This is a genomic window from Acinetobacter sp. 197, assembly GCF_048148385.1.
GTDB lineage: Bacteria > Pseudomonadota > Gammaproteobacteria > Pseudomonadales > Moraxellaceae > Acinetobacter > Acinetobacter pecorum.
The window spans coordinates 365,115-388,610 of the sequence record NZ_JAYWZK010000001.1; the positions used below are offsets into that span (position 1 = coordinate 365,115).

General features: G+C 44.1%; 16 protein-coding genes and 2 pseudogenes. 10 read left to right on the top strand and 8 right to left on the bottom strand.

Features of this window, described 5'->3' with window-relative positions:
• Nucleotides 1–466: 466 nt before the first annotated feature.
• The 3 genes and pseudogenes from VXQ11_RS01725 to VXQ11_RS01735 all read left to right on the top strand — a co-directional run bounded on the left by VXQ11_RS01725 (nt 467) and on the right by VXQ11_RS01735 (nt 3,656).
• A pseudogene (locus VXQ11_RS01725) lies at nt 467–1,517 on the top strand (linear amide C-N hydrolase).
• A gap of 152 nt (nt 1,518–1,669) precedes the next feature.
• Nucleotides 1,670–1,918: pseudogene (locus tag VXQ11_RS01730) on the top strand (transposase); the annotation flags it as partial.
• A gap of 358 nt (nt 1,919–2,276) precedes the next feature.
• A complete protein-coding gene (locus VXQ11_RS01735; RefSeq protein ID WP_416705261.1) occupies nt 2,277–3,656 on the top strand; it encodes a carboxylesterase/lipase family protein in 1,380 nt (459 codons plus the stop codon).
• 408 nt (nt 3,657–4,064) lie between these two features.
• On the opposite strand, the gene VXQ11_RS01740 is transcribed toward VXQ11_RS01735, so the two are convergent.
• From VXQ11_RS01740 to VXQ11_RS01765, 6 genes are all read right to left on the bottom strand, one after another.
• A complete protein-coding gene (locus VXQ11_RS01740) occupies nt 4,065–4,346 on the bottom strand; it encodes a hypothetical protein (protein ID WP_416705262.1) in 282 nt (93 codons plus the stop codon).
• Complete coding sequence (locus VXQ11_RS01745; RefSeq protein WP_416705263.1) at nt 4,343–5,902, bottom strand: PepSY-associated TM helix domain-containing protein; 1,560 nt, start codon at nt 5,900–5,902, stop codon at nt 4,343–4,345. The genes VXQ11_RS01740 and VXQ11_RS01745 overlap by 4 nt, the downstream gene beginning before the upstream one ends.
• A gap of 3 nt (nt 5,903–5,905) precedes the next feature.
• Nucleotides 5,906–6,184: a hypothetical protein gene (locus tag VXQ11_RS01750; protein WP_416705264.1), complete on the bottom strand. Its 279-nt coding sequence runs from the start codon at nt 6,182–6,184 to the stop codon at nt 5,906–5,908.
• Between the two features lie 43 nt (nt 6,185–6,227).
• A complete protein-coding gene (locus VXQ11_RS01755; protein WP_416705265.1) occupies nt 6,228–6,839 on the bottom strand; it encodes a hypothetical protein in 612 nt (203 codons plus the stop codon).
• Nucleotides 6,840–6,910: 71 nt separating this feature from the next.
• Complete coding sequence (locus tag VXQ11_RS01760) at nt 6,911–9,067, bottom strand: TonB-dependent siderophore receptor (RefSeq protein WP_416705266.1); 2,157 nt, start codon at nt 9,065–9,067, stop codon at nt 6,911–6,913.
• Nucleotides 9,068–9,574: 507 nt separating this feature from the next.
• Nucleotides 9,575–9,997: an OsmC family protein gene (locus VXQ11_RS01765; RefSeq protein ID WP_064101759.1), complete on the bottom strand. Its 423-nt coding sequence runs from the start codon at nt 9,995–9,997 to the stop codon at nt 9,575–9,577.
• 147 nt (nt 9,998–10,144) lie between these two features.
• On the opposite strand from VXQ11_RS01765, the gene crp reads away from it, so the two are divergent.
• From crp to clpB, 3 genes are all read left to right on the top strand, one after another.
• Nucleotides 10,145–10,852: a cAMP-activated global transcriptional regulator CRP gene (gene crp, locus VXQ11_RS01770; protein ID WP_064095825.1), complete on the top strand. Its 708-nt coding sequence runs from the start codon at nt 10,145–10,147 to the stop codon at nt 10,850–10,852.
• A 176-nt stretch (nt 10,853–11,028) separates the two neighbouring features.
• Complete coding sequence (locus VXQ11_RS01775) at nt 11,029–12,078, top strand: NADP(H)-dependent aldo-keto reductase (protein ID WP_191730705.1); 1,050 nt, start codon at nt 11,029–11,031, stop codon at nt 12,076–12,078.
• Nucleotides 12,079–12,312: 234 nt separating this feature from the next.
• Entirely contained in the window at nt 12,313–14,892 is a 2,580-nt protein-coding gene (clpB, locus tag VXQ11_RS01780) for an ATP-dependent chaperone ClpB (RefSeq protein ID WP_191730704.1), read from the top strand.
• Between the two features lie 99 nt (nt 14,893–14,991).
• On the opposite strand, the gene rlmKL is transcribed toward clpB, so the two are convergent.
• Nucleotides 14,992–17,196, bottom strand: a complete 2,205-nt coding sequence (gene rlmKL, locus VXQ11_RS01785; RefSeq protein WP_416705267.1) for a bifunctional 23S rRNA (guanine(2069)-N(7))-methyltransferase RlmK/23S rRNA (guanine(2445)-N(2))-methyltransferase RlmL — start codon at nt 17,194–17,196, stop codon at nt 14,992–14,994.
• Between the two features lie 231 nt (nt 17,197–17,427).
• On the opposite strand from rlmKL, the gene VXQ11_RS01790 reads away from it, so the two are divergent.
• From VXQ11_RS01790 to VXQ11_RS01805, 4 genes are all read left to right on the top strand, one after another.
• Complete coding sequence (locus VXQ11_RS01790) at nt 17,428–17,772, top strand: hypothetical protein (protein WP_224216333.1); 345 nt, start codon at nt 17,428–17,430, stop codon at nt 17,770–17,772.
• A gap of 222 nt (nt 17,773–17,994) precedes the next feature.
• Nucleotides 17,995–19,011 carry an aspartate carbamoyltransferase catalytic subunit gene (locus tag VXQ11_RS01795; RefSeq protein ID WP_064101764.1) on the top strand — a complete coding sequence of 339 codons (1,017 nt, stop codon included), beginning with the start codon at nt 17,995–17,997 and terminating at the stop codon, nt 19,009–19,011.
• Between the two features lie 10 nt (nt 19,012–19,021).
• Complete coding sequence (locus tag VXQ11_RS01800) at nt 19,022–20,257, top strand: aspartate carbamoyltransferase (RefSeq protein ID WP_416705269.1); 1,236 nt, start codon at nt 19,022–19,024, stop codon at nt 20,255–20,257.
• Nucleotides 20,258–20,438: 181 nt separating this feature from the next.
• Nucleotides 20,439–21,938: an OmpA family protein gene (locus tag VXQ11_RS01805; protein WP_144724393.1), complete on the top strand. Its 1,500-nt coding sequence runs from the start codon at nt 20,439–20,441 to the stop codon at nt 21,936–21,938.
• A gap of 54 nt (nt 21,939–21,992) precedes the next feature.
• Here the strand turns inward: VXQ11_RS01805 and VXQ11_RS01810 are convergent, their stop codons facing one another.
• A complete protein-coding gene (locus VXQ11_RS01810; RefSeq protein WP_064101767.1) occupies nt 21,993–23,405 on the bottom strand; it encodes a short-chain fatty acid transporter in 1,413 nt (470 codons plus the stop codon).
• Between the last annotated feature and the right edge of the window lie 91 nt (nt 23,406–23,496).

Genomic DNA, 23,496 nt, shown 5'->3' on the forward strand with positions numbered 1-23,496 from the left:
TCAATACTAAGAAAATTGTCCATTCGCCATCTATTGAAGTGGCAGGAATAGTTGCTGCAGTTCAGGGCACTGAGTGCCACTTCCTGCCTTTAAATAGAGAAAAGTCGAATAAAGTGTATCACCTGATTGGCATCGATGCCATATGTTGCCACTGACTAAGCGTTCATTGACAACGGCACACACCTTTGGCTAAATTTTTGCAAACATGTGGAAGTGATCATGGAGCGAGACATACTCGGTTAGTGATTCTTTAGACTGGAAAGGCCGCTAGTGCTGTTTGCGAGTCGTATCCTGTCGTTCGACGACAATTCGGGCCTCATCTTGGCGCGACTGATGGCGGAACGCAAAGCAGCCGGCAAGCTCAGGAGCGGGCTTGACATGATCATCTCCGCTGTTGCCGATATATGTGTACTAGTTAGAGGAAATCTCAATGCGCCGAGCTTCACTCAAACGATTAGCTGCATGTATGTTGACATGCTGTGCTGCATTCGGAAGCGTTATTCCTACCGCAAATGCTTGTTCTCGCTTCGTTTATCTAGGTCAAGACAGTAATATTTTTACAGCCCGATCGATGGACTGGGATCAACCAATCTCAACCGATCTCTATATTTTTCCTCGGGGGTATGGAGCGGAATGGCGAATTGGGGCCGAATTCCATTCGCTGGACATCGAAATATGGATCAGTAGTGGCGGCTACCTACGATAATTCGACCAGTGACGGGGCAAACGAAGCGGGTCTGGTTGCGAATGTACTTTGGCTGGATGAGGCAAAGTATCCTGCCTTTAATGTTAAGGGTGCGCCTGGATTGACGATTGCAGCTTGGGCGCAGTATGCCCTTGACAACTTTGCAACTGTCGCTGAAGCGGTGGCCGCTTTTGAGAAGCAGCCGTTTACGATCGTGACCAATGCGATGCCTGGCACCCAATTCAAAGCGACTGTTCACCTGTCATTGTCTGACTCAAGCGGCGATAGCGCCATCATCGAGTATATCAACGGCAAGCAAGTTATCCACCATGGTCGCCAGTATCAGGTAATGACCAATTCTCCTACATACGACGAGCAACTTGCTCTGGCATCTTACTGGTCAGAAGTCGGTGGAACGGCAATGTTGCCTGGGACAAGCCGGGCCGCCGACCGTTTCGCTCGCGCTTCTTACTACGTGAAGGCAATTCCACCGAATGCCAAGCCGGAACAGCTTCGCTCCAGTGTCTTTGGCATCATCCGTAATATTTCTGTACCGTTCGGCCTCTCAACTCCGGGCAAATCGGAAATTGCGACCACCCGTTGGCGCACAGTGTTCGATCATAAGCAGCGCCTCTATTTCTTTGATTCCGCAATGTCACCGAATATCTTCTGGACCGATCTCAACCAGATTGACTTCTCGAAGGAAACTGGAAAGGTGATGAAGCTTGAGCTTGGAGTCGACCAGGAAAACATATTCTCAGGAAACGCAACCAAGCACTACCGTGTGGCCAAACCATTTAAATTTGCCCCAGCGAAGGGATTACAGAAATAATATAAGGTGCCTTTATAGTGTCCGTGGATGGAGTTAACCACAGAACTCAGATGCACCTCCGCCAGCAGCGCATAGCCAATACAATGCGCTGCTGGCCTGCCACCACTCTCCTAGGCAAATATCTTCTTTTCTTTTGCCTGAAATAGAACCTTATGAGTGGGCAACAAGATACCCCATAATTTAAAGATGAAGCTGTAAAATTGATCAGTGAACATGGATATTCTGTCACTGGTGCCGCAGAACGTTTAGGTGTATCCCAGCACAGCATTTATAAATGGTTAAAGGCCGTACTGCCTTTACGTAATAAACCTGATGCACATGAACTGCTTGAAGCAAAGAAAGAAATCCTACGCCTTAAAAGTCAGCTCAAACAAACTGAAGAGGAACGAGGCATCTTAAAGTAAAAGCACAGCTTTTACGCTGCTTTGCCAGCCTTCCTGAGTAAAGTATCAGTTGATCCTTGAATACAGAGCCATCAATTTAAGATTAAAACGATGTATCGGGTTATTTCAAGTAGCTATTTTTAGATAATTTACTGAAGGCTCATTATCTTTAACAAAAAAAATCTCTTTGGCTTTTAGCCTTATTGTATTGTTTTATCCTACTGAACCTAAATTAGGCGGGGCAGAATCCAGGAGGAATACGAATGGAATTTTTACAGTGCAATGCACCGGCCCCCGTTGTCGATACTGAGGCGGGTAAGGTACAGGGTTACTGCACCGATGAGGGCATCAGCGTTTATAAAGGAATTCCCTATGTGTGGCTAACCCTTTTACCCCTGAACGACGGTTTCAGAGCCCCCAACCCATGCAGCCCTGGCAAGGGATAAAAGCGACCGTATCTGACTGGCCCGTGCCACAGCCGGGAAGAAGTCCTACGCAACGGCTGGTGGGTCGCGCTGGCGACTTAACTCTCAATATATGGCGGCCTGATCATACTGAAGGAAAGTTACCCGTCATGGTCTGGATCCCTGGAGGGGCCTGGATCAGGGAAGATGCCACGGAGTCTGTATATGACGGAAGCGTGTTTGCTAAAAAAGGGGTAATGGTCGTTACGGTAAACTATAGGGTGGGTGTGGATGGGTTTATGCATTTTGCTCAACGTCCTGACAACCGTGGTATCGCAGACCAGATCGCAGCACTTAAATGGGTTCAGCATAATATCGCGAACTTCGGAGGTGACCCAGACAGGGTGACGCTCTTTGGACAATCTGCGGGTGCAGGCAGTGTTGCCATCATTTTAGGCAATCCAGAGACCAAAGGACTTTACCAGCAAGCGATTATTCAGAGCCCTCCGATGCAGTGGCTTAGCCCAGCCGATGCAACCCGAATCACCCGGCAATTTGCCGACAATCTTGAGATTCCTGCCGATCCCGAAGCTGTGGCTAAAGTACCTGTTGACGATCTGGTTCAGAATGTCCTGAAAGTTGGGGAGCAGATCAAAGACCCTGCCCAATGGGGAAGGCTTTCTCTTGGAGGTACGGCATTTTTGCCGGTTGCAGACTCTAAAATTATCGTTAGAAGCCCAATGAACGATCTGGCGATGAATGACAGCAACCGAATCCCTGTTATTGTGGGGAGTACCGACAGTGAGTACAGGTTATATTTGATGCCCGATAGCGGATTAAAAAAAATCACGACTCATGATGTGAACATGGTTATTCATGCGCTGGGTCTCCCTGCAGATGCAGATGCATTTCAGGCTTATACAACAAACAGTATCAGCGCGGAGAACCCGGGGGACGTTTATGCCCAGATCATGTCGGACTACACGTTCAGGATGCCAGCACTGCATATAGCGCAAATTATGAGCCATCGTCAAAACACGTGGTTTTATCACTTTTCCTGGCGATCTCCAGCTTACAATGGCCTTCTGGGTGCTGCGCATTTTGTAGACGTGCCGTTTACGTTCGGAACGCTTCACACAAAAGAAGCGGAGAATTTCGTCGGTATTAATCCACCGCAGTCTTTGTCTGAGAGTATGAATGATGCCTGGGTCGGATTTGCTAAATATGGCAACCCGGGGTGGCCCAAATATTCAGACAAAGATAAAAAGACAATGTTTTTTGACACAAAAAGCCATCTGGGAACCCTGGGTGATCAACAAATCACGGCCCTATGGGAAAATTTCAGGTTCTGATGACCACTCGCTGATACATAAGCTTAAGCTATTTTAATGATATTGCACCACGATTATTATATGGTGAACAATATCAGAAATGAATTGGGCTAGGTTATGTTTATCCTCCATGAATTAATATAATTCTTGATCATTAGATATTATGTTAAGTGAATTTATGAAAATAATGACTACATTTTTAAAATTAAGTATGGGTATGGTTTTTATCTACCCATATTTTTACTAAGATTGCGTAATTTACAGTTAAAGTTAAGCCTTTATTATTTTAAAGGCCTATAAAAATTGATCTGATTTAAGTATTTTATAATCTTAAGATATTTTTATGATTTAATTTGTAGAAGCAGAATAGATTCATCCTTGATGATCAATAAATATTGTTTTTGCTAGTTTATAGCTAAGATCTGGATTCTATAATCTTCCTATCAAATTATTTATTTTTAAAATAAAAATAAAAAGTACAGGGCTTAGCAATACCCATAAAGCCACAAAGCTAATACTGGAGCTAAACTGGGTACGTAATAAAAACATCGAGAGGAGTAAAAAACTACCAGCAGCGAATTTAGCATGGGTAGGGAAGTTCGTTAAAAAAGCATATCGAGATTTTCGGATTTTTACGATCTGCTTTTCACTCAACGCATAAAAACCAAAACAGCTTAGCCATAAAAGCCCCATAATTGCGATCCATATCATATGGAAGACTCCTGCTGCGCAGATTTTAGTTTGGCCTGAATTTTATGCATCGCCTTTTGCTGAATGGGCGTAATTTTCTGGTGTAAAAATAGGGCGAGAAGTGCCAAGGTCCACAACATCAGATCAATACGCAGAAACGGCCAATAAGTCGCAAAAGAATCAACATATTGCTGGGAAACTAAATAATAAATATCAATAAGGGGAAGTATAAAGGCAGCACAAATCAGAAGTTTGAGCTGAATTTTCCATAAATATTGCTGTGGTATTAAACATGCTAGGATAAAACTGCCAAGCCAGATACTGAAAAAGCTATAAATCTCATAATTTGGCGCACCTGCAGGAATACTGATAAAACGATTCGCAAAGAGATAGCCCAGCATGGCAAGCGGCAAGCCAATAATTATGGTGATATTCAAACGGTTCACTAAATAGTGTCCGAGATGAAACCGCGCTGATTTTTTCTGCATCTGGCGTTTCAGACTCCACAGCAGCAGTCCGGATGCAATCATTGCGCAGCCTAATATGCCAGAGAAAAACAATCCTAAACGTAAAACAGGTTCAGCAAAACGTGCCATATGTAAACCATACATGCTGGCATTTAGTGTGGCAATTGCACTTTCATTTCGGGTATTTTCAAGCAATTTTCCGGTAGCAGCATTTAAGATGAGCTGTGCCTGATTTCGGGTAATGGAATGATCTTTGAGTTGCATCAAAGTTATTTGTGCCAGCTGGGTGTTGGGGTACTTGACCGTGATATTGTCAAATTCTGCCTGTCCCCAATGTTGCTGCGCCGTGGTGATGAAATGTTGAATTGGCAGCATCTCGGTTTTCACCGGAACTGCAGAGTTGGCCAACACATTGACTGTGCGAATTTCTTCAAAATACTGAAAGGGATTGTCCGGATACAGCTTTTTCATGCCGGAAGGCAACACAATATAAAAGAAAATCGCCAGCCCGGTAAATGTCATGGTCAAAAAGAACGGCAGGGCAATCACTGAACTGACATTATGAAAATCCAGATAGGAGCGTTGCCCCTTAAATGCTCTTAAGGTAAAAAAGTCTGTCAGGATTTTTTTATGGGTAATAATTCCTGAAATCAGAGTCAGTAACATGATAAAGGCAGCGATCGTCACAATGAGGCGACCTATCGTGTAGGGCATACCATAGAGCTGGAAATGAAAATTATAGAAAAAATCTCCCCCTTGTGTGGCTGAGAGGTTTAATTCTTTGCCTGTTGAGGCATCCAGGGTTTTAACTTCATAGCCGCCATCTGCTTTTTGCCAGTAGACTTTGTTGACAGGTGAGTCTTGATTGGCGACTCCGATATACCAGTTTTGGGCGTCCGGTGCATGCTGCTGTAAATAGCTGTAAGCAGATTTTAAGGCAGTTTCCTGATTGACTTGTATCGAGGCAAATTCAGGCTGCATCCATATACTGATCTCATGTCGGTAATAGGTGACGGTGCCTGTTAAAAAAATGGCGAAGAGTAACCAGCCAAAGCTTAAACCTAACCATGAATGTAACCATGCCATGGATTGACGGACAGATTTATGCATGGTTTAACCTATGAAGCGGGAGAAGAGAAATAAAATAAGTAAAGGAATCAGGCTATAGATAGAAAGCTTTTTTAAGCTTTGGATACAGAAGATTCCAATCACAAAACAGACATAAAAAATCAGGGCAGTAAAGGCGGCCAAATAGACAGACTCAGCTTTAGGCAAATAAGCTTGTAAAAAGTAAGCCAAATCGAGTGCGATTAAATAACTGCACAAGTAGCCAACACCAAAGGTCATGCCTAAGCGATAGAGAATGGCAAGTGGCTGCACTACAGACATCATATTTGGCCTTGAATAAATCTATACTGATGAAAATCTAAAAAATTTAATGAACAAAACTTAAAGTCGTTACCAGATACTGTTTTTTATAGGCCTGCTGATTCAACTTTCCTGCCCTGTCTGCTTCTTTGCCGACTTCAATGACATATTGACCTTTCAATGGCGTAGCAATGGTAATTTGGCCTTGGCTGTTGGTAGTGTACTTCTTTAGCCAGAATTGCGGGGAAAAGACCGTGACTTCAACATCTGCAGCAGCTTTACCCTGATACAGTACCGTAAATGTATTGCTGTTGATTTGGGTCGGGACAATATCCAGTTCTGACTCTGCTTTCAAGTTTTGTCTGCCGGATTTGGCATGATAGCTCAGCAATGATTCTCCATAGATCAATTCATGACTGAGTTGGACATCTGTCTGGCCTTGGGTTGCATAGAGCAAATGATCCTGTTGCATTTGAGGACTAAAGGTCTTTCTAGACTGAACGGCCTTTGCCTGATTGAAAGACTTCAGGGTACCTTGCTGTGTTTCTTTAAGCTGTTCACTATATTCACCAAAGAAAGCATGAGTCTGCATATCTGTACCACGTTCCAGCCAAAGCATATGCGCCTGAGTTGAAAGTGTCATAGCCAGTCCAATGGTCAAAGCGATCATTTTTTTCATTTTTTTTACCTGTTTTTGTGTATCTATCAATGATTTAGCCCTCAACATGTCGTCAAGGCTCAGTGTAGAAATTAATATTTAAATTTCACAGCAACGCTGTAATTCGCTGGTGCACCATAAAAACCTTGCTGATTCGGGAAATTGAACAGATATTTTTCATTGGTCAGGTTATTACCATTGGCTTGCAAGGTCATATGTTCATTCAGCTCATAGCTGGCCATTAAGTTCACGAGTGCATAGGCATTCTGCTCAATGATTCCAGCTTTCTGGGTAATCACTCCATTGGCGGTTGCTTCAGGCACCTCCAGATAGGTCCGGTCCTGCCATTGCACCCCAAGGCCCAGTTTCAGTTTTGGAATTTGCGGCACCTGATAGGTGGTCAAAAGATTAAAAGATTGGGTGGGATTGAAAGTACGCGCATCGCCGCCATTGATTAGATCTTTCAGGTTAAATTGGGTATAACCAAAGCTTAAGTTTAAATGGTCGCTCAGTTGTCCCGCCAAGCCGAACTCATAGCCTTGGGAACGCAGGTCACTGACCTGAGTCTTGCGTAAAGTCGGAATACCATCAGAATCACGAAGTGGATAATTACTTTGCTCTGTTCTGAACACAGCCATGGTGGCGGTAAGTTTGTCATCTAGCCAAGAACTTTTCACTCCGACTTCATAGCTTTCACCTTCGATCGGTTTGTTAATGCTGCCATCCATTGCTTTGGTGGTTTGCGGACGGAAAATGGAGGTATAACTCAGATAACCTGTATATTCAGGATTAAAGTTATAGGTTAGACCGGCATAGGGTAAAACTTTATCTTCATCATAAATGGTGTCGGTCCCATAACTGCTACCACTGCTCTCAGCCTGAACATAATTGGCACCTAAAAGAAGTTTAAGATCATCATTCAGATGTAGTCGGGTTGCAGCATAAAGACTTTGGTTCTTCTGCCGTATATGCATTTCACCACTGGTTTTCGACATATCCCAGGTTGGTTCTTCTGGTGTAAAGCTGGCTAAATCTGTGGTCAGCGGATGGGCAAAGCTGCCAGCATAACCCAATTCACCTAGACTATTCTTAGCCCAGACATAGCCCAATGAAGCTTCATGGCGTTGACCCCAAAGCGGATAGGTGCCGCTAAAACTCAGGCTGGCTTGTTGTTCTTTATTGTCATCAATATACATGCCGGGATATAGGGTGATGCCTGACGTGCCATTTGCACCAGGTTTTCCGGACAGAAACAAGAGTTTTGAATCGCGTTGTGTGCGTTTTTCATCATAAGTCAGTTTGGCTGTCCAGTCGCCTGCCAGTTTTTGTTCAAGCTCGGCAAAGTAACTTTTAATATTGCTGTTCCAATAAGTCCAGTCTGGACTGTAATTATAACTTCGTGAATAACTGAGCTGCTCACCTTCGGTATTGATCAGCGGATTAGAACCCCAATTGACACCATTCGGCTTATGATTGGTTTCGGTATAGCCAGCAGTCAATAGGGTTGTGTCTGTTACATCTACTTCAAGAACAGCCCCTATGCCGTTCTTTTCCAGTTCATAACGATCCAGATAACTGTCGCCAGTCTGTTGATACCCAAATACACGGCCTCTGACTTTTCCATCCTGGGTGAGAGGAGAAGATACATCTGCTTCATAGCGCTGCATATTCCATGAGCCATAACTGGCATTAAAGGCTGCTTGAAGATCGAATGTCGGGCGTTTGCGAATCATGTTAATGGTTGCACCGGGATCACCAATTCCATTATTTAAGGCATTCGCGCCTTTGACCACCTCTACACGGTCAAACAAAAAACTGTCTGGATTGTCATTATTATAATTATAGCCTTCGAGTGGAATGCCAACGCCATCGACTAAGACATTTGAAATCTCGAAACCTCGGGCAAGGTAGGAGGTCCGTTCCGTTTCCTGATTGCTGACGATAATGCCAGGGGTATTGCGCAGTACATCCCGTGTATTATCCAAGGCAAAGTCATCCAGCTGCTGGCGGGTGACAACATTGACTGTTTGCGGCGTTTCCTTGAGTGGAATATTCAGTTTTGAGGCGGTTGACGAATTTTGGATGATATAGGCTTTGCTCTGTTCAGAGGTAAGCTCACTCTGTTCTGATTCAGCTGTAACGGTAATCGTCGGTAATTGCTGAGTATCATCGGCAAAACTTTGCTGTGTAATTAAAATCGAAAAACTGAGTAAAGATAGCTGAAATGATGAAGGAACGGTATAAGACATTTTAGTTAATGTAAATGATAATAATTATCAGTAATGTTATTATTTAATGATTTTTAAAGCAATCTCAACATAATAGGAAATCCAAATTAAAAATGAGTTAATGATAGGGAAGTTGACAAATAAAACTTTGATGTCGGGAGTAGGGCAATAAAATATCACTATTAAAAAGGATGTTATTACCTTAATTTTTTGCTCCTGAACCCATTTTTTAGTCACTGGCCAATTACATTTCAGATCCTGAATCTGGATGTGAACAGAATTTTAAGGCGTTTAAATATATTTATGCTTTAAATGAATTTTCTACATATTTTGAAGTTTTTAAAACCACTTTCATTTCTAATTCAGGTAAAGGCATGCAGTTTTTAGATTTAATTTAGAAGGATGGTAATGATTTTTCAGTTTAATAGGTATGAGACAAAGAACAAAGAGAGAAGTTCTGATTGACATTTTTTCGATATATAAAAAAAAGCAGCTTTTCAAGGCCGCTTTTTTTACAAAGTTTAAACTTTATTCAGCTTCGATAATTTCGTAGTCATGGGTGATTTCTACACCGCCATCAGACAGCATTTTGCTGGCAGAGCAATACTTTTCAGCAGAAAGTTCTACCGCTTTTGCCACCTGTTTGTCTTTAATCGCCTTGCCGGTAACCACAAAATGCAAGTGAATCTTCGTGAAAACTGCCGGGATTGTATCTGCACGTTCAGCCTTTAATTCGCAGCGTACATCGGTAATATCCTGACGAGCCTTCTTTAAAATGGTAACAATATCAAAAGATGCACAACCGCCCAGACCCGTTAAAAGCAGTTCCATAGGACGAGGACCACGGTTTTCACCACCGTATTCAGCTGAACCATCCATGATAAGGCTATGACCACTTTGAGTTTTTGCTTCAAAAGCAACATTCTCTAACCAATGAACGCTTGTTTGCATTGCAACTACCTAAAAAAAGCTATAAATTTGTCAAGTAACTGTACACTAACATAAATTGGGTTGATACGGAATTTCAATCCCACTGTGTGACAAGTTCACATTAGGTCTTGTGCGATCTATAAATTATCCATAATCGGAACTGTTAGCATGACTTCAAACTTTTCACAATTAAGCACTGATGCGCTTTCTCCGGGGCAATTACCAGAATCCGTGAAAGCACTTTTAAAACGTGCATATATTAATCGGTATCCAAAACGTACTACGATCATTGATGCAGGATCAGAATCTAAATCTTTGTATTTAATTCTGAAGGGGTCTGTATCTATCATCCTTCGTGAAGATGATGATCGTGAAATTGTCGTAGCATATTTAAATGCGGGTGACTTCTTTGGGGAAATGGGCTTATTCGAGGTAAATCCACAACGCACTGCGGAAGTTCGTACCCGTGATGTGTGTGAAATTGCTGAAATTACCTATGAAAATTTTCACGAAATCAGCAAGCAATATCCTGATCTGAGCTATGCGGTATTTGCTCAGCTGGTACGTCGTTTGAAAAATACCACACGTAAAGTGACTGATCTGGCATTTATTGACGTTTCAGGCCGAATTGCACGTTGCCTGATTGACCTGTCTTCACAGCCGGAAGCAATGATCTTGCCAAATGGCCGTCAGATTCGTATTACCCGTCAGGAAATTGGCCGTATTGTTGGCTGTTCCCGTGAAATGGTGGGTCGCGTACTGAAAACGCTTGAAGAACAGGGCATGATCGAAACGGATGGTAAAGCTATCCTGATCTTTGATGTTTCTCTAGAAGAAACGTCCGAAGCAGTAGCCGATGGTGCCATAGACGAATAATCCAGATGTTAAAAAGCAAATCTCAGGATTTGCTTTTTTATTAGAGTTCCTTTACCCAATACATAAAAATTTAGAACAAGCTTCTCAGAAAAGATGATTTAAGTCCCCCTTATAATTCCGATAGGCTATAGCCGACTTAATCTCAATTCACTGAATAAAATTCACAGGAAGGTTTTATGCAATTCAAACCATTGGCGGATACTGGCATTCTTTTGCCAGAAATTTGTTTGGGCACCATGACCTTTGGTGAGCAGAACACGCAAGAACAGGCTTTTCAGCAACTGGATTATGCGCTGGATCAGGGACTGTATTTCTGGGATACCGCGGAAATGTATCCGGTGCCGCCAAAACCTGAAACGCAGGGTGCAACCGAGCGTATTATTGGTCACTGGATCGCTGCCCGCGGTGGCCGTGACAAACTTTTTTTAGCTTCAAAAATTGCCGGACCATCACAAGGTGGTAGCCATATCCGGGATGGTAAAACCCGTTTCGTTGCCGATGAAATTTCAGCAGCCATTGACCAGTCATTGTCACGTCTGCAAACGGATTATATTGACCTGTATCAGTTACACTGGCCACAACGCCCAACCAATTTCTTTGGCAAGCTGGGTTATGGCAATGCTGAAGCGGCAGAAGACTGTGCCGTGACAGATCTTGAAGAAACCCTAACCGCCTTGCAGGATGAAATTAAAAAAGGCCGCATCCGTTATATTGGTCTGTCCAATGAAACCCCGTGGGGCACGATGAAATTTCTGCACCTTGCAGAGAAATTAGGGTTGTCCAAATTCGTCAGTGTACAAAACCCATATAACCTGCTGAACCGTACTTATGAAATTGGCATGTCAGAAATTGCCCGATATGAAAACGTAGGTTTATTGGCGTATTCGCCTTTGGCATTTGGTTATTTGACTGGTAAATTCCGGCATGGTGCTCGTCCTGCCAATGCGCGCGTTACCTTGTTCTCACGTTTTAGCCGCTATAGCAATCCGCAAAGTGAATGGGCAACCGAGCAATATGCCGAGCTGGCAGAACAGCATGGCTTAAGTCTTACCCAACTGGCTTTGGCCTTTATCAAGCAGCAGTTCTTTGTAACCAGTACCATTATTGGCGCCACTAATCTGGAGCAGCTGAAAGAAAATATTCAGGCATTTGAAGTTGATCTGTCAGAAGAAGTCCTCAAAGGTATTGAAGATATTCACCGTCAGCAGCCGAACCCTGCACCGTAAATAAAATACCCTCCTTGTGAGGGTATTTTTTAATTTAAGCTTGAACTGGAATTTAAATAAAATAATTTAAATTATTACGCTTGAAATTAACTAGAACTATACCAATATTATTACTGATATATGTCCAATAATATAATTTAAATTTTTGAAAAATATATATAAAAGAATTGAATTTTTTCTCGCATGCCCCCATATATTTTTCAAATAGAATATTTGTGCTGAGGAATAACAAGAATGCGTTTTGAAAAATTTACCAACCGCCTGCAGCAAACCCTTTCAGATGCCCAATCGTTGGCAATGAGCAGGGATCATGCTTCTATTGATGGAATTCATATCTTGGCGACCTTGATGGAGGAAACTTCCAATGTCAGCTTGTTGCAACAGGCCGGAGCAAACCTGCGGGAATTGCAAACCAAACTGGAAACAGCGCTAAGTAATGCAGCCACACTAAGCAATCCATCTGCAGATATTAATCTCAGCCCTGAAGCGGCAAAAGTTTTACATCTGGCAGACAGTTATGCCCAAAAAGCCGGAGATGAATTCCTTTCAACGGACTGGGTGCTACTGGCACTTGCAGAAACAGGAAATACCAAAAATTTATTAAGCAGTGCTGGAGTAAAGGCAGAAACTTTACGTCAGATTATCAATCAATTTCGAGGTGATGAAAAAGTCATGAGCAATAATCATGAAGATCAGCGTGATTCACTAAATAAGTACACCATCGATTTAACAGAACGTGCTTTGGCAGGCAAGCTTGACCCTGTGATTGGACGTGATGATGAAATCCGTCGTACCATTCAGGTCTTGTCACGCCGTACTAAAAACAACCCGGTACTGATTGGTGAGCCGGGCGTGGGTAAAACAGCAATTGTCGAAGGTCTGGCACAGCGTATTATCAATGGTGAAGTACCTGAAGGGCTCAAAGGCAAGCGTGTTTTGTCATTAGACCTCGGCTCTTTGCTGGCCGGTGCCAAATACCGCGGCGAGTTTGAGGAACGCTTAAAAGCTGTACTCAAAGATATTGCCAAACACGAAGGTGAAATCATCCTGTTTATCGATGAATTGCATACATTGGTAGGCGCAGGTAAAAGTGATGGTGCGATGGATGCCGGCAACATGCTGAAACCTGCATTGGCACGTGGCGAATTGCGCTGTGTGGGTGCGACAACCCTGGATGAATACCGTCAATATATTGAAAAAGATGCTGCACTTGAGCGTCGTTTCCAAAAAGTGCTGGTAGATGAACCGAGTGTCGAAGACACGATTGCGATTCTACGTGGCCTGAAAGACCGTTATGCAACGCATCATGGTGTACAAATTCTGGATTCTGCGATTATTGCAGCGGCAAAAATGTCACACCGTTATATTACCGATCGCCAGTTGCCCGATAAAGCCATTGACCTGATTGATGAAGCTGCATCCCGTATCAAAATGGAGCTAGATTCCAAACCTGAAGCGCTAGATAAACTGGAGCGCCGTCTGATCCAGCTGAAAATGCAGCTTGAAGCAGTGAAAAAAGATGAGGATAGCGGTGCCAAAGGCGAGATTAAGCATCTGACCCAACAGATTGAAACGGTCGAGAAAGAGTATCAGGATCTGGAAGAAATCTGGCGTGCAGATAAAGCCTTGGTGGCTGGCAACAAGGATATCCAGGTTAAACTGGATCAGGCACGTATAGCCCTAGATAAAGCACAGCGTGAAGGTGATCTGGCAGAGGCAGCACGCTATCAGTATGGCGTGATTCCCGAATTGCAAAAGCAGCTAGAGCGCATTGAAGCAGCGGAGGAAAGCGAGTCACCAAAACTGTTGCGTGACAAGGTGACCGAGAATGAAATTGCGGAAGTCGTCAGTGCGGCCACCGGTATTCCTGTCGCGAAAATGCTACAGGGTGAACGTGACAAACTGCTGCATATGGAAGAATTCCTGCATAAACGTGTGGTGGGTCAGGATGAAGCCGTGGTAGCCGTATCCAATGCCGTGCGCCGTTCACGTGCAGGCTTGTCTGATCCTAATCGCCCAAGCGGGTCATTCCTGTTCCTTGGACCGACCGGTGTAGGTAAAACAGAACTAACCAAAGCCTTGGCAAACTTCCTGTTTGACAGTGACGATGCAATGATCCGGATCGACATGTCCGAGTTTATGGAAAAACACTCGGTAAGCCGTCTGGTTGGTGCACCTCCGGGTTATGTGGGCTATGAAGAAGGCGGGGTACTGACTGAAGCTGTGCGCCGTAAACCGTATAGCGTGCTCTTGTTCGATGAAGTCGAAAAAGCACATCCGGATGTATTTAACATCTTGCTGCAAGTGCTGGATGATGGTCGTTTAACTGATTCCCAAGGCCGTGTAGTAGATTTTAAAAATACCGTGATTGTCATGACTTCGAATCTGGGATCTCAGGACGTTCGCGAGTTAGGTGAAGGCGCAACACGCGATGAAGTTAGGACAGTGGTGATGAATGCGGTATCTGAACATTTCCGTCCAGAATTTATTAACCGTATTGATGAAATTGTCGTATTCCACGCACTGGAAAAAGACCAGATTCGCGGTATTGCCGATATTCAGCTGGACCGTTTACGTCAACGCCTGGCCGAACGGGATATGCGCCTGTCGGTAGATGATACTGCCTTTGAGCAATTGATTGAGGTCGGGTTTGATCCGCTGTATGGTGCACGTCCGCTAAAACGCGCGATTCAGCAACGTATTGAAAATGGACTGGCTCAGAAAATTCTTGCGGGAGAATTCCAGCCGGGCGATACGATTCTGGTGAGAGCGGAACATGGTGAGCTGGTTTTTGAAAAAATGAAACTCAGCTAAGTTTCAATCCAGTTTATTATATGTTCCATGAAAAAACCCAGTTCAATTGAACTGGGTTTTTTATTTGTGACTGGATATTAGTCGCAAGTCTATAAGGCGTTAAACTTGCGGATGACGGATTTTCCAGGCACGGTGAATTTTTTGATTCCGCTTAAAGTCAGGACCAATGGTTTCCTGGGTAATTTCTTCAACATCAAAGAACGCCAGAATTTCTTCATCCATCTCAAAACCACGATAGTTATTCGAAAAATACAGGGTACCATCGCTGGTTAAACGGTTCATGGCACGTTTCAGCAGGGATAAATGGTCACGCTGGACATCGAAGGTACCGTAGAATTTCTTCGAGTTCGAAAACGTTGGCGGATCAATAAAGATCAGGTCATATTGCTCATGGCCTTCTTTCAGCCATTCGAAACAGTCAGAGGCAAAGAACTGGTGCTGTTCATCCGCATGATCCACGGTTAAACCGTTCAGGACAAAGTTTTCTTTTGACCAGTTCAAATAAGTATTCGACAAATCGACGCTAGTCGTGCTCGCAGCACCGCCCAAAGCAGCATGTAAACTTGCCGTTGAGGTATAGCTGTACAGGTTCAGGAAGTGTTTGCCTTTTGCTTCACGTGCAATACGTAAACGCATTTGACGGTGATCCAGGAATAGACCGGTATCCAGATAATCGGTCAGGTTGACCAGAATCTTGGCCTTGCCTTCCTGTACGATAAAACGCTTGGATGCTGTACTTTGTTTGGTGTACTGGTTTTTACCTTCCTGACGCGCACGGGTCTTGATAAAGATCGCATCACGGCCCAAACCCGTCACGGCGCGAATTGCCTGTAGGGCCAGGTTGAAACGTTTCTTGGCTTTTTCCGGATCAATAGTTTTAGGTGGCGCATATTCTTGTACATGCAAACGCTCGCCATACAAATCTACTGCGACGTTAAAATCAGGTAAATCTGCATCATAGAGACGTAAACAATGGATCTGTTCCTTGACTGCCCATTTTTTTAGAGCTTGCATGTTTTTGGTTAGACGGTTGGCAAACTCCATCGCACCTTCAATCGGCTCAAACTGCTGAGGCTGCCAGCTTTCTAGGAATGGACGTACCACCGCGGCCGGTTTAACCGTACCGAAGCGGATATAAATCGGCAATTTACCATTCATCAAACGCAGGATTTGCGGATCATTGAATGCCAGCACGTCGGCCTGTTCCACTTGTGAGGCAATCACAGCCGCTTTTTGATTCGGGAAATTCTTTTGCAGTAAAGCTGATAAACCAAGGTATAAAGAACGGTTTTGGGCTTTATCACCGAGACGTTCACCATAAGGCGGGTTGGTCACGAAGAATACTTTCTTGCCTTCTGCATGAAAATCAGGCCAGTCATTTAAAGTCCGTTCTTCAATCATGATATTGTCGAGTACGGATTCAAAACCCGCCGCTATAATATTTTGTCTGGTGGCTTTAACCGCTTCCCAGTCCGCATCGAAGGCATAGAATTGTGGTAATGGATTTTCCATTGCCGCTTGATGGCGCTCAGCAGCTTCTGCCTTGATACTCATCCAGAGTTCATGGTCATGACCATTCCAGCCATTAAAACCGAAACGACGGACCAGGCCAGGCGCACGGTCGGTCAGGATCATCAGTGATTCAATAATGAACGTTCCTGAACCACACATTGGATCAGCCACAATATCCGGATTTAACGCTTTTAAACCACCTTTTTGCAGAATCGCAGCGGCCAGGTTTTCCTTGATCGGGGCGTCAGTCATGAACCGGCGGTAACCGCGTTTATGCAAAGAGTCGCCAGACAGGTCCAGGCAGTAAGTATGTTCTTTCTTGCCTGCCAGAATATACATGGTGATTTCAGGCTGTTTGGTATCAATGCTTGGACGTTTGCCTACCGCTTCCATAAAGGAATCCACGACACCATCTTTGGCACGTAAAGTTGCAAACTGGGTATTGACCTTGATATCACGCTCGACATGCAAACGAATCGCAAAGGTACTTTGTGGTGCAAAAATCAGCGACCAGTCAAAGCTGAGAGCTCCTTCATAGAGTTCTTCTGCCACATCACGGGCATCATGAGAAAATTCAATTTCATGCGTGTGGATCGGCATCAAGACACGTGAAGCCAGACGTGACCACATGCAGATACGATAAGCATTTTCCAGGGTGCCTTTAAAGGTTAGACGGCCCGGAAAACGCTCAATATTCTGAACACCTAAGCCTTGAATTTCTTCTTCTAATAAGGTTTCCAGCCCATCGGCACAGGTGACCCAATAATTGCTTAAACGTGGAGAGGTATTCATATAATAGAGAGACCAAAAAAAGATAAATAAAAACTGCGCTAAGTTTACCGTATTTTTATATTGAAAGCTTTTTAAATTCTCTGAAAGGCCTGAGCTGCTTTAGAGAAAAAGCGTATTTGTATTATAAATTGAAAAACTGGTACGTATTTTGCTCTATCCACTGTAAATCAGGCAGTCAGTCGATGGGGAGCGATGGCTGCCTGATTTTTCAATTTTATAATGAGGGTAAAGATGTTAGAGAATCAGTTACGCAACCATGACGCTTTTTCAGTGGCCACTTTAATTTATGCGCGTTTACGACGTGTTTCCGGTCGGGTAATTGATGCACTTTTTTTGGCAGAGAATCTGGACTATGCCCGGCATGTGATTCAGCTGGCAGAGCAGACCCAGGACCCAGAGTTGAGTCATCTGATCCAGCGCCTGAGAATGGTACTGGAGATTTCGGAAACAGGACAAGGTTCTGAAGTAGAATCCGCGAACCTAAGCCAGCAGAATGAGCTGATCTCGGTCGAACCGGATGAAGATGATATCTATCGTGCACAAGTGTCACATCGTTATATTGGTGCATTACGCTAGACAGGAGAGGGTGTGAATGCTCCAGACTGAAGCACCCATTTTTTAATATTTAAAATCAGCAGGATGTAAATCGGGTTAAATTATCTTGTTGAAAAAATAAAGATGAATCTGATTTTCTGTTTTTATTGTTCAGATGCTTTTTGTACAAGTAGCAACGTGCCCAACTATAAAAATTCGCCAATCTCTGTATAATATGTTGACTTAACGCATAAGGAATCTCTCATGCACTTGGCGGCATTGCATACACCGAGCCAGATTCAACTCAATAAAGAAGGTAATCTAAAACACTTCTTGACCATCGAAGGTCTTTCTAAAGAAACCCTGACAAAAATATTGGACACTGCACAGTCCTTTTTTAATGACCAAAATCAGCTGATCACCAATAATTTGCTGGAAGGCAAAACGGTGATGAACCTGTTCTTCGAAAATTCTACCCGTACCCGAACCACCTTTGAAGCCGCTGCCAAGCGCCTTTCTGCCAATGTTCTCAATATCGATATTGCCCGCTCGAGTACCTCTAAAGGTGAAACCCTGCGTGACACTTTATGGAATCTGGAAGCCATGGCAGCCGATATTTTCGTGGTACGTCATTCATCTTCTGGAGCGGCACATTTTATTGCCAAAGATGTCTGCCCAGACGTCGCCATTATTAACGCCGGTGATGGCCGTCATGCGCATCCAACGCAAGCCATGCTGGACATGCTGACCATTCGCCGTGAAACCAATAAAAAATTCGAAGAAATGTCGATCGCTATTATTGGCGATATCAAGCATTCGCGTGTGGCACGTTCAGATGTGGCAGCCTTGCAAACTTTGGGCTGTCAAGATATTCGAGTGATTGCACCCAATACTTTGTTGCCATTAGGCTTTGAAGAATATGGCGATGGTGTTCGTCTGTTTAACAAGATGGAAGAGGGCATTCAAGACTGCGACGTGATTATTACGCTACGTATTCAAAACGAGCGGATTGATTCTCCAGCACTTGCCTCGCAAGCCGAGTTTTACAAAATGTATGGTCTGAACAAAGAACGTCTCGCGATGGCCAAGCCTGATTGTATCGTGATGCATCCGGGACCAATGAACCGTGGGGTAGAAATTGATTCCAGCATTGCAGATGGCTCACAGTCGGTGATTCTGCATCAGGTGACCAATGGTATTGCAGTGCGTATGGCAGTACTGGCACTGGCGATGCAGGGTCAGTTACAGGAACAGGGTTTGATTGAAGCGATTGCGGTATAAGGAATAAGTCATGTCTATTGTAAAAATTGAAAATGTCCGTGTTCTCGACCCAATTGCAAAAACAGATTCGATCGAAACGGTTTATCTCGAAAATGGTAAGCGTGTAGAGGCATCCTCAGACGTTGCCGAGACCCTTGATGGTCAAGGTAAATGGCTGATGCCTACCATGGTTGACCTGTGTGCACGTTTACGTGAACCGGGTCAACAGCAACACGGTACGCTTAAGTCTGAAGGGAAAGCGGCTCGTGAAAATGGTATTTTGCACGTATTTACCCCACCAGATTCAAAACCGATTGTTCAAGACAATGGTGCGCTGATTCACGGCTTGGTTGAAAAAGCCATGCTGGATGGTGGTATCTATCTTCAAGTGATTGGTGCGCAAACCCAAGGCCTAAATGGTCAACAGCCGGCAAATATGGCGGGTCTGAAAAAAGGCGGTTGTACTGCCGTTTCCAATGCCAGCGCGCCGTTTGCCAATGATGATGTAGTCCTGCGTACACTTGAATATGCCGCAGGTTTAGACCTGACAGTGGTATTCTATGCAGAAGAACCACAAATTGCCAAAGATGGCTGCGTACATGAAGGTTTTATTGCTTCACGTCAGGGCTTGCCGATGATTCCGGCACTGGCTGAAACCGTGGCAATCGCCAAATACTTGCTCATGATTGAAGCCACCCATGTACGTGCACACTTCGGTCTGTTGTCTTGTGGTGCATCTGTCGAATTGATCCGTATTGCAAAGGAAAAAGGTTTGCCGGTGACCTGTGATGTAGCGATGCACCAGCTGCATCTGACCGATCATTTGATTGACGGTTTTAACTCTCTTGCACATGTGCGTCCGCCGCTTCGTTCAGAACAGGATAAAGAATTGCTGCGTCAGGGAGTAAAATCCGGTGTGATTGATGCCATCTGCACTCATCATGAACCGCTGAGCAGTTCTGCGAAAATGGCGCCATTTGCGGAAACGCAACCAGGATTCACTGCTTTTGATACCTATGTGCCTTTTGGTCTGCAACTGATTCGTGAGGGGTTGTTAACTCCACTGGAATGGGTAGAAAAAGTAACCTTGGCTCCGGCTCGTGTTGCACAAATGGCAGATCGCTGGGTAAATGAATCAGGTTGGGTGCTACTAGATCCGGAACTGGAATGGACCCAGGATAAAGAAAGCATCGTGTCACAAGGTAAGAATACACCGTTAATCAATCAAAAAGTACTGGGTAAAGTGATTCAAACTTATGTTGCTTAAGTAAGACAAACTTTATAAAAGTCAGCTTCGGCTGGCTTTTTTTTATTTTTTAAATTGTATTGGCAAAGTGCCACACTAACAAAAATAGTGAAACTTTATGATATTCATACAATTATTTACATTTTCAAAAAATAGGGCTCGTTACACTGCTTAAATATTAAACATTAGAAAAATCAAAAGAATGGTGACGATTATGAATATAGACTTTATGGAACGCTTAAAAAGTGATGTTACGGCCATTGTGCTTCAAGGTGAAACAGAGCATTTATTTGCCAAAGATCAAGCTTTGGCGCAGTTCTATCCCGTATTTTTAAGTATATTACGTGCTCGTCCCGCCTGGATCGAGATTCTTGGTCAGCAACTCAATCCAAAGATTCATGAATTATTCAATGCAAATCCGGCATTAAAGCAGCAGTTTCTGGATCAACTTGATCAGAGTGCACCACAAGAAGAAATAGAACAGACCCTGAATCGGTCAATTGTACCGACCATGAATTTCTTACAGACTGAAGCAGGGGCTTCAAGTCAGGAAGCCATTAGCCATTTGCTTGAAACTCATGCCGATTCGATTCAGCGCGCCTTGCCTGTTTGGGCTGGACCCATTCTGGCAGCGCTTGGTGTTTCCCCATTGGCCGGACACAGTTTAAATCAAGAACCTGTGCTTGAAGCGGAACCCATTATTGTGGTTCAGGAAGAGAGAAAAACAAGCTTTTTATGGCCCGTTATCATTTTTCTGATTCTGGCGGCTTTAACCCTGTTTTTTATTCGTAGCTGTATGCATGATGATGATCCACAAGCCGGTCAGGACGGGCAGGTTGCCAGTGAAGCTGTAGCCGCCCAACCTGCTTCTTTGCAATTGAGTACGGGTAGCAATGGTGAAATTATAAGTTGCCAGATAGGGTTGAATAATCCGCAATATATGGAAATTCTGCAAAACGAGATTAAACAGATTTTTAATTATAATATTGGTTGCGGTACGTTGAGTAGTGATGCCTATCATTCAGAATTCACCGATCAGGATACTATTCCAACTGTTTTGAGAGCAATCCAGGGAATGCCAAATGTATCACTGGACTGGGTGGGCAATCAGGTTTTGGTGCGTGCAGCAACCAATGCTGAAGCTGAGCGTCTGGCAGCACAAATTCGTAGTCTGGCAAAAAATGTTACGGTAGTGACTCAACAGCCTCTAAATAACAGTGAGATAATCAGTAGTGCCAACAGTGAAGCAGAACAGGCGCTGGCTAGCATTAAGGAGGACGATGTTAAAGCATTGGATGTAGCGACTGCACTCAATTTACAGATTATCAATTTTGATACCGCCTCTACCGAAGTTCCAGAGGTCAATAAATTGGTGCTGGATCAGGCTGCTGCATTATTGCAACGTGCGCCACAAGTTATCCTGAAAGTTAAAGGACATGCTGATGCTCAAGGCAGCGAAGCAGAGAATAAGGCGCTGTCTGTGCAACGTGCCCAAGCGGTGACCGACTACCTCGTTCAACAAGGCGTCGATCCTGCACAGTTACAGGCAGTTGGCATGGGAGCGGATCAGCCAGTTGAACCTAATGCCACACCTGCCGGGCAGTTCCAGAACCGTCGCGTGACCTTTGAAGTCGTCAATACTGAAACGGGAGTGGTACGTGAAGTAGATGATGAAGGTGTGGTGGAGAAGACAGCAAATTAAGAGAACGGCCTAAATAAAAAAGGACGAATTTTTGTCCTTTTTTATTATCTTAAATTAAGAAAATACTGGCGGGCTATAGGTCATGGTTCTTCCCAGGAACCAGAGCAGGAACAGTACCAAAGGCAGATGGAAAATCAGCTGGGTAACCGTAAATCCAATCACATCTTTGGCTTTTAATTTCAGGATACCGAGCATCGGCAGCATAAAGAAAGGGTTAATCAGATTAGGCAAGGCTTCTGCCGCATTATAAATCTGCACCGACCAGCCCAGATGCACTTTCAGGTCATGTGCTGCCTGCATCACATAGGGTGCTTCGATAATCCATTTGCCTCCACCGGATGGAATAAAGAAGCCCAGAATTGCTGAATAAAGTCCCATCACGATGGCAAAGGTTTCCTGAGAAGCAATGGAAACGAAAAATTCGGCAATATAATGTGACAATGACAGATCGGCCGGGTTTAGTGCATTGGTCATCATAAAGGCAATACTGCCATACAACGGAAACTGGATCAGTACTCCTGAAATAGCCGGAACAGCCTTGGAGACTGCATTCAGGAAATTTCGTGGTGTACCGTGCAAGGCCACGCCCAAAATCAGAAAGATAAAGTTATAGGTATTTAAGCTGGAAATGGCCAGAATCGGATTACTTTTGGAAAATTCGTTAAACATCCAGACTGCGCCCAGAATCACGATCAAAATGCTTAAAATGGGTGAATTTTCCAGCCAATCCCCCGGTCTTTTTTCGGCAGATACTTCCGGTTTTTCTTCTTCAATCTGAATCGGGAAGTGTTCAATGGTTTTAATGTCAGAGCCTTTAGGTGCTGACCAGTAAGCAATTGCGATTGAAGCTACAATCAGTACCGCCGTCATGATCATGGATTGCGGCAGGAAAATAGTCTCGGTAAATGGAATCACGCCCGTCAGGTTATAAATCGGTTCAGGCAGACTGCTTTTATTGGCCTGTAACTGTGCAGCTGAAGAACTGATGCCCAGTGCCCAGGTCGCACCCATCCCGATAATCGCGGCAGCCGCAGCAGCGCGGTAATCCATGTTAAGCTCTTTACGCTGTGCCAGTGCAATCACTAGAAGTGCAGTCAGTACAGTACTCATGGCCCAGTTAATCAGGGAAATTAACAGGCTGACCGTGGCGACCAGGACAATCGCACCACGACCGGAATGCGGCAAGCGTGCCATTTTCTGGATCAGCAGCTGGACAGGCTTGGATACGGAAACCACATAACCGACCACGATCAGCATGCACATCTGCAAGGTAAAGGGAATCAAGCTCCAGAAGCCGTCTCCAAAGGAAATCGCGACATCCTGTGCCGGTGCACCAATTCCGATGGCGGCAATCGCCACAATGATGACACCGAGTAGGGCAAAAATATAAGAATCCGGAAACCATTTTTCAGACCAGTCGCTGACGCGCATGGCGAAGCGCTGCAAAATATTTTGTTGAGTTTGCATGATTAAAATCCATTTATTCTGCAATTATTATTTTGAAATGAAGCAGCTATATATAAAAAAGCCCTTAAGAAATTTTATTCTTAAGAGCTGG